This is a genomic window from Weissella sp. DD23, assembly GCF_001579105.1.
Lineage (GTDB): Bacteria > Bacillota > Bacilli > Lactobacillales > Lactobacillaceae > Weissella > Weissella cibaria.
Window position 1 is genome coordinate 72,391 of record NZ_KQ970397.1, and the last position, 10,678, is coordinate 83,068.

Consider the following 10,678-nt stretch of genomic DNA (forward strand, 5'->3'; position numbering starts at 1 on the left):
GGAATGACCAGCGAAAAAGTGAACGATAAGACGGGTAAGCAGACGTTAACAGGGATGATGGGATTGGAACAGGCTTATAACAAGCAATTGACTGGAAAAAATGGTGTCAAAACCACCAGCGTCGATGACGGAGATCTGGCTGTTTCAAAACATAATCAACCGGCCGAAAACGGTTATGACATCTATACGACGTTGAATACGAAGTTGCAAACGACGTTGGAAAAGAAAATGGACGCGTTGGATGACGATATGAAACCTAAGTCGGCAATCGCTGTTGTGATGGATACGAAGACGGGAAATATCGTAGCGACAACGCAACGACCAACGTTTAATGCCACGACACGCAAAGGGGTCGGTACGTATTGGAATAACGAGTTGGCATCAACGACATTTGAGCCGGGTTCCGTTATGAAAGGGATTACGTTGGCGGCTGCCATTGATACAGACAATTGGAATGGCGATGCAACTTACCAATCCGGTACATTAAAAATCGGCGACCGGGCGGTTACTGATTGGAACAATGGTGAGGGTTGGGGTGAAATTACGTATGCCCGTGGTATTGCAGAATCCTCAAACGTCGCGATGGCGCTGACGGAGCAAAAGATGGGGGCGGATACATGGGAAAAGTATATTCACCGTTTCCGCTTTTTGAAGTCAACTGACTCTGGTTTAAATGGCGAAGCTGCTGGAACAATGCAATTTAAGTATCCAATCGAGCAAGCTAATACTGCCTTCGGACAAGCAATTTCAATTACACCATTGCAGATGATGCAGGCTTACTCTGCCATTGCTGGTAACGGTGAAGAATTGAAACCGCATGTTGTTGAGAAAATTGTTGACCCAAATACCAAAAAAGTGGTTTATCAAGCCAAGCGTGAAGTTGTTGCTAAGCCAATTAAGGCATCAACAGCTAAAGCGACCCGTGAACAATTAGAGGATGTTATTTATTCCGAGTACGGTCTCGGTAAGATGTATGCTATCCCAGGGGTTAAAACAACTGGTAAGTCTGGTACGGCACAAGTTGCCACAGCAACTGGTTATTCAGCACCGGGGGACAATACGCACGAGATTCATTCCTGGATGGGAATGGCGCCTGCTAAGAACCCACGTTACTTGATGTATGTGGTCACGAAAGAGCCACAACGAAACACTGCGAATATTGCAACTGATATGTCTGACGTGTTCGTCAGCGTGATGCAACAAGCCTTGCAAATGTCAGAAGATGATAATAAGGTGGTTGTTAGTGCGGATCAAGAGGTGAAAATTCCAACGGTTGTCGGTGGTTCAACTGCCGAAGCAAAACGTGAAGTGACCGCCGCTAATTTGACCCCAATTGTCATGGGCGATGGCAAAACGGTTAAATCACAAAGCCCAATTGGCGGGCAGAAGTCACTGGTTGGCCAACGGGTATTCTTAAATACGGGTCATGATATTGCTGTGCCAGATATGGGTGGCTGGGCAAAGAGTGATGTGTTAGCGTGGGCTAAGTTAGCGGACATTAATGTTGTCATCAAGGGCGACGGCTTCGTTAGCACGCAATCGATTTTGCCTGATACCAAGTTAGCGGATGGGTATCACGACATTACAGTTGAATTTAAGGAACCCAAAACAAATTAGAGATTAATGATTGAGAGGAGACGTCGAGATGACGACTTTGTTACTAGGCTTATTAGTGGGTCTAATTGCAACGGTGCTAGTAGTGCCCCGTTTGCGAGATTGGTTTAAGAAGATTAAGGTGCAACAGCTGGTGATGCGTACAGGAGGAAATGGTCCTGATCACGCGGCCAAAGCCGGTACACCCACGATGGGTGGGGCTGGGTTTATCCCGGTTGTTGTGTTGGGATTCGTGATTCTCGCATTAGCAACTGGTCACGCAGCGCCAACTGGTTGGGCAACGCTAATTGCCATTATTGTGTTTGCTTTGGTCGGTGGTTTTGATGACAGTATCAAAATCTTCAATCACCGTGATGAAGGTTTCCGTTTCTTGCCAAAACTGACAGCACAAATCGTTGCTGCTTTACTAGCAATGTTGGTGCTTTACTTGGGTAAATTTGATTTTGTGCTTGCCTTGCCATTTGGTTTGGGTGAAATCAATAGTGTCGTGGTCTATGCCTTGTTTACTATTTTTTGGCTTGTTGGGTGGTCTAATGCGACAAATCTGACAGACGGGTTAGATGGTTTAGCATCTGGAACGGCCATTATTGCTTATGTCGCTTATCTAATTATCGCCTTGATGCAAGGTGATATGAGTATGGTTTTGTTAGACGCCTTGATGATTGGTGCTTTGTTGGGCTTCTTGGTCTTTAACCATTACCCAGCAACAATCTTCATGGGGGATACGGGTTCCCTAGCGTTGGGGGCTGGACTGGCAATGAACGCATTAGTCCTTCACCGAGAATGGTCATTGATTTTGATTGGCTTTGTCTTTATGGTTGAGACGTTAACCGTTATGATTCAAGTAACGAGTTATCACTTTTTCAAGAAGCGTGTCTTCTTGATGACGCCGATTCACCACAGCTTCGAAAAGGGTGGCTTGACGGGTAACACTGATAAGCCTTGGAATGAATGGCAAGTGGACTCGTTCTTCTGGGCAGTGGGCTTGATTGTTGCCATTCTATACTTTATCTTGTTTAAGTAAATAACTATTTAATTAAAGCGGAAACGCTGACATATCGCATTTTGTTAACAGCAAAATGCACTGCGGGCTTGCCCGTGTACATATTTTATATAAGGGGATCTGATCATGAATAAGCATGTTTTGGTAATTGGCTTTGCACGTTCTGGAGCAGCCGTTGCGTCGTTGTTATTAAACGAAGGTGCGCAAGTGACGGTTTCAGAACCAAAGATGGATGTGACAAACGAGGACGTTGTGGCGCTACAAGCGCGTGGGGCGACGTTTACAACGGAACAAACAACGGCATTGTTAACTGGTGTTGACTTAGTTGTTAAAAATCCAGGTATTCCATACACGATTCCAGTTCTGGTGGCAGCCAAAGATGCAGGGATTCCAATTGTGGTTGAAGTTGCTGTGGCACAAAAGTACATTCGTGGTGAATGGATTGCCTTAACCGGTTCGAATGGTAAAACAACGACGACCGAGATGATTGCAGCTGTATTGCGTACGCAAGCAACGTCTGATCATCAAATTGTTGTTGCTGGTAATATTGGGACACCGGTAAGTGAAGTGGCACCTAGTTTACGTGACACAGATACTTTGGTCACTGAATTATCATCATTCCAATTGATGGGGATGCCTGAAGCCAAGCCTAATATTGCGATTATTACGAATATTTTTGCATCGCATTTGGATTACCACGGCTCACGTGAAAATTACGTTGCTGCTAAAATGGGCATTACCAAAAATCAAACGGCGGATGACTATTTAGTGATTAATTACGATCGCGCTGAGTGGCGTGAATTAGCGCAGCAAACCGCTGCAACTGTTGTACCAGTCTCAAGATTGGATAACAGTGAAGATGGCGCCTACGAGCATGATGGTCAGTTATACTATCAAGGCGAGTTGGTCATGGCTGCAGCTGAGCTTGGCGTGCCGGGTGATCATAACGTAGAAAATGCACTGGTAGCAATCGCAGTCGGTAAGTTGCGTCATGTGCCAACTAACGATATTGCTGAGGCGTTGCGACGCTTCACGGGGGTTGAACACCGTTTGCAGTTTGTTGGTACGTTTGACGGACGCCAAGTATATAATGATTCTAAGGCGACAGATATTGAAGCAACTGAAATGGCTTTGTCTGGTTTTACAGCACCTGTTGTGTTGCTAGCGGGTGGTTTAGACCGTGGCGATGATCAGATGCGTTTACTACAAGCGATGAAGGCGCACGTCAAGGCATTGATTGTCTTTGGTCAAACAGCAGACAAGGTTGCGGCAGTCGGTGAGGCGTTGGCGATTCCTGTCGTACACGCAACGGATGCCCCAGCGGCGGTTGCGCCAGCCTTTGAACTCAGTGAACCTGGTGATATCGTCTTGCTATCGCCAGCTGCGGCTTCATGGGATCAATTCCCAAACTTTGAAACCCGTGGTGATTTATTTGTAGCGGCTGTCCAAGCACACGCTACGAAAGATTAATAAAGAGGAATTAACAATTATGCGTATTGTTGTATCTGGTGGTGGTACTGGTGGACACATCTATCCGGCCTTGGCCACTGTTAAGCAATTAAAAAAGCAAGATCCAAGTACTGAGGTACTCTACATTGGTGGCGAACGTGGGTTAGAGAAGACTATCGTACCTGATGCAGGTTTTGACTTTAAGGCGTTGGCCGTTCAGGGATTTAAGCGGTCACTGTCAGTGGATAATTTTAAAACGATTTACCTGTTCTTAAGCGCGACACGTAAGGCTAAGCAGATGCTACTGGACTTTAAGCCAGACGTCGTTGTTGGCACGGGCGGATACGTATCAGGGCCGGTGTTGTACGCGGCTCAGCAACTACAGATTCCAACGGTCATTCACGAACAAAATTCAGTTGTTGGTGTCACTAATAAGTTCTTGGCACGTAAAGTGACCAAGGTGGGAGTTGCCTTTCCGGCAGCTATTCCAGCGTTTAAGCCCGGATTGGCAACGGTGGTTGGTAATCCCCGCGCCCAAGAAGTCGTCGATGGTGAAGGCAGCTTCAATTGGGCCGACTTGAACCTATCAGCAACCGTGCCAACGGTATTGATTTTTGGTGGGTCGCAAGGTGCGCTGAAGCTGAACAAAGCCATGGTGGCAGCCTTACCGAAGTTCGCTGATCGGTCCTACCAAGTTATTTTTGTAACTGGTGGCAAGCGCTTTGATGAAGTGCAAGCGGACATGCAAGCAGCTGGCGTGACTGCGGCTGCGAACGTTGCGGTGGTGCCTTATATTGGGAACATGCCACAGTTGATGCCAGCGGTTGATTTGGTTGTTGGCCGGGCTGGTGCGACTAGTCTAGCTGAACAAACGGCATTGGGTAAGCCAATGATTTTGATTCCAAGTCCGTACGTTACGAATGATCACCAAACTAAGAACGCGCGTAGCTTGGTTGAAGCTGGTGCAGCGGAAATGATTACCGAAGAATCGCTAACGGGTACGACGTTGTTTGGCACAATTGATCAATTGATGACGAATCAAGGTGAACGTCAAGCGATGGCGACAGCAGCGACAACGTTGGGTGTCCCAGATGCAGCTGACCAATTTATCAAGTTGATTAAGTCAGTTATTAAAAACTAATGTAGCTGAAAATGCCAGGGTGTTACGTGATGAAAGGAGGTAATGATGGCCGATAAAACTACTCAAAATGATAAGTCTTCGTCAGATATTCAAGCACATTTGGATGCGTTGCTATCCGAGGAGGATTGGTCATCGTTACCAACACGACGCACTGGTAAAAGTGGTGCCGACGAAGTTGCCGAAGCCACTAATTTTTCGGCAAATGGTTATGATGACGATGATGTTGAGGCGAACTTATTGCGGGCTAAGCCACGATTCGATCCATCGGCACGGCGATTATATCAACACGAACGAAGTACATTAAAATCACTTGCTGTTCTGGGCGTCGCGGCGGCATTCTTAGGCTACTTTATCTCGCCTTTTGGTCAGATTCAGAAGTTCAATGTTGTCGGCACCCAAGATTTGTCTGACAAGGCGGTCTTAAAGGCGGCTGGATTGCAACTTGGGCAACCGCTGTTTTCGACCGTACATCAAAGTGCTTATTTTAATAAATTAGCGCAGAAAAATGATCCACAGGTTGCTAATTTAAAGTTGCGATTGGTTGGGACAAATACGGTTGAAGTGAAAGTTAAAGAAATTGTCCAGGTTGGCTACGTGAAGGCAGGCAGTCGTTATTACCCAATTTTGGCAAACGGAACCATGCTTAAGCACGGTTCGGCCTCGCACCCAGTCGGGGGGCTGCCATTGTATGACGGCTTTACGTCAGGTAAACAACTAAAGCTGACGTTGTCTGAATTCGGTAAGTTATCAACGCCACTTCGTCATGCGGTCTCGGAGATTGTTTGGTCACCAGATGCCCAGAATGCACAACGCCTGAAGTTGTACATGAATGACGGTAATCAGGTCTTAATTAGTGCTGATGATTTATCGAAAAAATTGCGGTACTATCCAGGCATGGTTGCGCAATTAGACAAACCAGGTCAGGCTGACCTACAAGTGGGGGCGTATTTCACGCCGTATCAGTAAGAAAACCTGCTTGAAAGTATGGAAGAAACACCTGAAAGTATGGTATTATTTTTAAAGAATTGTTTATCCCGGTAGCAATTAGCCTAAGATTTTTGATTTCAGTCAAAAATGTTGCGCAAAGGGCGACCGGATAGAGCGGAATTGGTCACGTCGGGCGCTATTTAGCCCCAACGTGACCAGTCTACTTTATTTATTTAAACAACATCGTTTGGCAGTCAAAGGAGGAATTAAGATGGCCAACCATGGTTTGATTGTTGGTCTCGATGTCGGGACGAGCACCATTAAAGTGTTAGCTGCAGATGTTCGAGACCAACAAGCTAATATCGTTGCAGTTGGTCGTTCAGTTGCTCATGGCGTAAAGCGCGGTATCGTTGTTGATATTGATGCGACTGCTAACGACATTCGACAAGCAATTGCACAGGTAAATGAGCAGACTGACGTCCCTGTGACAGAAGTTGTTGCGAGTTTGCCGGCAAATAACATTCAAATTCAACATGTCAGTGGCATGGTAACAGTTAAAGATAGTCAGCATATTTCATATGCTGATGTTGCTGCGGCTGTGAAACAGGCAATTAAAATTCAATTACCGGCTGATCGAGAAGTTGTGGAGCTGTTGCCAACGGAGTTCATCGTTGATGACTTTGATGGCATTCAAGATCCTAACGATATGGTCGGGATGCGTTTGGAAATGAAGGGGGTCGCCTATACAGCTCCCCGGAACATCCTGACGAATTTGCGGATGGCAATTGCCAAGGCTGGGTTGCAGCTACGTGATTTTGTGTTAGCGCCACTTGCATATAGCAAGACGGTACTAGCAGAGGGCCAACAAGAATTTGGGACGATTCTAATGGACATGGGTGCTGGTCAAACAACAGCAACCGTTGTCCATGACAATCAGCTGAAGTTTTTGACTACCTTCCCAGCGGGAAGCGAGAATATTTCTCGCGATATTAGCGCTGTATTGGAAATTGGCTTACACGATGCAGACATGTTGAAGTTGGATGCTGGTTTGGCATTGTCAGAAATGGCAAATGCAGATAACAAACTGGTTATTCAAAAAGTTGGGGCTGAGACGCCTGAACAAGTATCTGAATTAATGGTTGCACAAATTATCGAGGCACGCTTGATGCAAATTCTGGATAAGCTTGGTGAAAAGCTAAACTTAGTTGGCGCATTTGATTTGCCTGGTGGCGTTGTGGTAACCGGTGGGGGTGCCGCATTGCGAGGTGCACCAGAGGCTGTTAAGGCAGCTTATCAGGTTCAGGTAAAGTCATTTGTACCAAGTGATATTGGCTTGCGTCATCCTGGCTATGCAGGGGCATGGGCAATCGTGCACTATGCGGCGCAACAAACACCGGTACAATTGATTGTGAAGGAAGCTTTGTATGATTTGCCATTGACGGTGTTAGGTCAACCAACCCTTGGGCGTCAGGTTATGTCAACGCCGGTACAACCTGAGCCACGGCAAGCGATGCAAGCAGTTCAACCACAAACGGCAGAACCAGTTGATGCATCAGAATACGAGCAAACGTCAGTAGAAAACGATGAAAGTCCAAAGAAGCAAAATCCAATTCGGAATTTCTTCAAGGAATTTTTCGACTAATTATAAAAGAAATACAGAGTAGAAAAAGGAGCTCGTTATGGATTTCCAAATGGATATGAACCAAGAGTACGGCGCAACGATTAAGGTCATCGGTGTCGGTGGCGGTGGTGGAAACGCCGTTAACCAAATGGTGAGCGATGGTGTTGAAGGTGTTGAATTCATCGTTGCAAACACTGATGCCCAAGCACTTGAGCGTTCAGCAGCTGAAAATAAAATTCAAATCGGAACAAAGGCAACTCGTGGACTTGGTGCTGGTGCCCGTCCAGAAGTTGGTGAAGCGGCCGCAAAGGAAAGTGAACAAGAACTTGCCGAAGCGCTTGCTGGTGCAGACATGGTCTTTGTTACGGCAGGAATGGGCGGTGGTACTGGTACCGGTGCTGCGCCAGTTATTGCTAAGATTGCGAAGGACTCAGGTGCTTTGACGATTGGTGTTGTAACACGTCCATTCTCATTTGAAGGTCCAAAGCGTGGCAAGTCAGCCGCTGAAGGATTAGCAAAGTTGAAGGAAAACGTTGATACGTTGATCGTGATTGCTAACAACAACTTGCTTCAAATCGTCGATAAGAAGGCGCCAATTATGGAAGCCTTTAAGATGGTCGATGATGTGTTGTTGCAAGGTGTGTCTGGTATCTCAGATTTGATTACCAAGCCTGGTATCATCAACTTGGACTTTGCTGATGTGAAGACTGCCATGGCTGGTCAAGGAACTGCTTTGATGGGTATTGGTTCAGCATCTGGTGAAAACCGTGCCGCTGAGGCGACGCGTAAGGCCATTGCTTCACCTTTGTTGGAAGCTAAGATTGAGGGCGCAACGAATGTCTTGCTTTCTGTTAAGGGTGGCGCAGACATGTCTTTGTTCGAAGCGCAAGAAGCTTCAGAAACGATTGCTCAAGCTGCCGGAACCGATGTTGACATCATCTTTGGAACAACGATTGACATGGAAATGGAGGGGGATTTGGTTGTGACAGTCATTGCGACTGGTATCGATCGTCCAGCAACGCCACGTCCTGAAATTAATCTTGGTACGGTGAATACAGCGAGCCCTTTTGAAGCAGTGACGGAACAACCAGTGCAACAACCGGTCCAGCCACAACAAACGGCACCTGTACAACCACAACAACCAGTTAACACAGATCCGTTTGCGGATTGGAATGTTAAGCCAGAACAGCCTGTACAACAACAACCAGCGCAACAACAAGCTGCACCTGTTGAACCTGTACAACCTCAAGCAGCCCCAGAGCAAACGGCAGCAGAAGAGGAAATCGAGCGTCCTGCTTACTTTAACTGGATGAAGCGCGGCGATAAGTAAGGAGACTGACAATGGCATTTAAGTTCAAGGAATTCTTCGGGGTAGATAACTACTACGAAGAAGAGGTACCTGAAGAGCAATATGCTGAGGACACTGCACAAGGGTCTGCTGCACCAACAGCGACTTCAAATGCGACCCGTCCGACTGCTGCCCGTCGTCCTAATGTTTTGAAGATGGATGGCTCACGAAGCGAAACGTCAAAAATCGCATTGTACGAGCCACGCACATATGCAGATGCCCAAACGATTGCCACACAATTGTTGGCGGGCGAAGCGGTGATTGTTAACCTTGGATCGATTGACGAGAATACTGGTAAGCGTGTGCTGGACTACCTTGGTGGAACGGCATTTGCGGTTGATGGTATTATCGAACGTGTTGGTGAGCGCATTTTCCTGGCAACCCCACATAATTTCGAAATCTCTGGTACCATCTCACAAAACTTAGGACAACAGTTCAATTAATAGGTGATAATATGGTTGCAATCTTTTTACTTTTGAGTCTGATTCTACGAGCCTTGGAATTTGTGATTCTTATCTGGGTCTTGATGTCTTGGTTGCCAGGTGCACAACAATCTGCGCTGGGTCAATTTTTGGGCATGATTGCCGGATTTATTTTAGATCCACTACGTCGTTTTATTCCACGCACGGGATTTATTGATTTCACACCTTTGGCCGGGTTATTGCTTTTGCAAGCAGCTCAAGTTGGATTGCAAGCAATTGCACGAATGATATAAAAGAAGAAACGATATGGCAGATAATGTAGCACAGCATTTCCGCCCGAGTGAAGCCGCGTTTCTTGATGTAGCGCAAGGCTTAATTCGTCAGGCTCTGGATGAGTATCGTCCAGTCCTGACGAATTTTTTAAACCCGAGGCAGAGATATATTATTGAGACGCTAGTTAACCAGCACGACGACTTAAAATGGCAACATGAAGGTGGTTATGCTGATGCCGAAAGCGCTCGAACAGTTATCGCGCCTGCGTATTATGATATTCAGCAAAGTGATTTTGAACTTGCCGTGATTGCAATTAATTATCCACAAAAGTTTGCTGAATTACATCACAGTACCATTTTGGGCACGTTGATGAATAATGGCATTACACGTGACAGTATCGGTGATATTATTAGTGGTGAAGAGGGAACGTGGCACTTTTTGACGACGGTGCCAATGGCGACCTACATTCAAACCACTATGGATCATATCGGTAAGACAAAAGTACGTTTTGAGACGGCCTCATTGACAGATATTAGTGCTCCAATCGAAGAATGGACTGAAATTGACACAACGGTTTCGTCCTTACGACTAGATACACTGGTAGCTAATGGGTATAATGTCTCTAGGACGCATGCAAAAGAGTTGGTTGAACGTGGTCAAGTTCGTGTAAACTGGACTGACGTGGACCGTCCAGACTTTGTCCTAGCGGTAAATGATTTGGTTTCCGTCCGCCACTTTGGTCGACTGAAATTAGTTGCCGAGAATGGCATGACAAAAAAAGATAAATGGCGAGTGTCACTCGCTGTGATGAAGAAATAGATTGGAGAAAGCACATGGCATTGACCCCACAAGAGATTCACGCGAAGGAATTCACAACAAA

General features: G+C 46.3%; 10 protein-coding genes. All 10 read left to right on the plus strand.

All coding sequences use genetic code 11. From position 1 onward, the window contains the following. A partial coding sequence (locus WEIDD23_RS10285; RefSeq protein WP_062358961.1) for a penicillin-binding protein occupies positions 1-1,617 on the plus strand: 1,617 nt, incomplete at its 5' end. Between the two features lie 28 nt (positions 1,618-1,645). Continuing rightward, the gene (mraY, locus tag WEIDD23_RS10290) at positions 1,646-2,638 is read left to right on the plus strand and encodes a phospho-N-acetylmuramoyl-pentapeptide-transferase (protein WP_010372684.1); all 993 of its coding nucleotides are present in this window, start codon (positions 1,646-1,648) and stop codon (positions 2,636-2,638) included. Between the two features lie 105 nt (positions 2,639-2,743). Beyond that, positions 2,744-4,087: a UDP-N-acetylmuramoyl-L-alanine--D-glutamate ligase gene (murD, locus tag WEIDD23_RS10295; RefSeq protein WP_062358962.1), complete on the plus strand. Its 1,344-nt coding sequence runs from the start codon at positions 2,744-2,746 to the stop codon at positions 4,085-4,087. A 19-nt stretch (positions 4,088-4,106) separates the two neighbouring features. Further along, positions 4,107-5,207 (plus strand): undecaprenyldiphospho-muramoylpentapeptide beta-N-acetylglucosaminyltransferase, encoded by a 1,101-nt coding sequence (murG, locus tag WEIDD23_RS10300; protein WP_062358963.1) that lies wholly within the window; start codon positions 4,107-4,109, stop codon positions 5,205-5,207. A gap of 45 nt (positions 5,208-5,252) precedes the next feature. Beyond that, complete coding sequence (locus tag WEIDD23_RS10305; RefSeq protein WP_010372693.1) at positions 5,253-6,173, plus strand: cell division protein FtsQ/DivIB; 921 nt, start codon at positions 5,253-5,255, stop codon at positions 6,171-6,173. 232 nt (positions 6,174-6,405) lie between these two features. Beyond that, positions 6,406-7,776: a cell division protein FtsA gene (ftsA, locus tag WEIDD23_RS10310; RefSeq protein WP_010372696.1), complete on the plus strand. Its 1,371-nt coding sequence runs from the start codon at positions 6,406-6,408 to the stop codon at positions 7,774-7,776. Positions 7,777-7,813: 37 nt separating this feature from the next. Continuing rightward, complete coding sequence (gene ftsZ / locus WEIDD23_RS10315) at positions 7,814-9,085, plus strand: cell division protein FtsZ (protein ID WP_010372699.1); 1,272 nt, start codon at positions 7,814-7,816, stop codon at positions 9,083-9,085. 11 nt (positions 9,086-9,096) lie between these two features. Further along, positions 9,097-9,546: a cell division protein SepF gene (gene sepF, locus WEIDD23_RS10320; RefSeq protein ID WP_043708204.1), complete on the plus strand. Its 450-nt coding sequence runs from the start codon at positions 9,097-9,099 to the stop codon at positions 9,544-9,546. 11 nt (positions 9,547-9,557) lie between these two features. Beyond that, positions 9,558-9,818 carry a YggT family protein gene (locus tag WEIDD23_RS10325; protein WP_010372705.1) on the plus strand — a complete coding sequence of 87 codons (261 nt, stop codon included), beginning with the start codon at positions 9,558-9,560 and terminating at the stop codon, positions 9,816-9,818. A 13-nt stretch (positions 9,819-9,831) separates the two neighbouring features. Next, positions 9,832-10,617 carry a YlmH family RNA-binding protein gene (locus WEIDD23_RS10330; RefSeq protein WP_010372709.1) on the plus strand — a complete coding sequence of 262 codons (786 nt, stop codon included), beginning with the start codon at positions 9,832-9,834 and terminating at the stop codon, positions 10,615-10,617. The last annotated feature ends 61 nt before the right edge of the window (positions 10,618-10,678 follow it).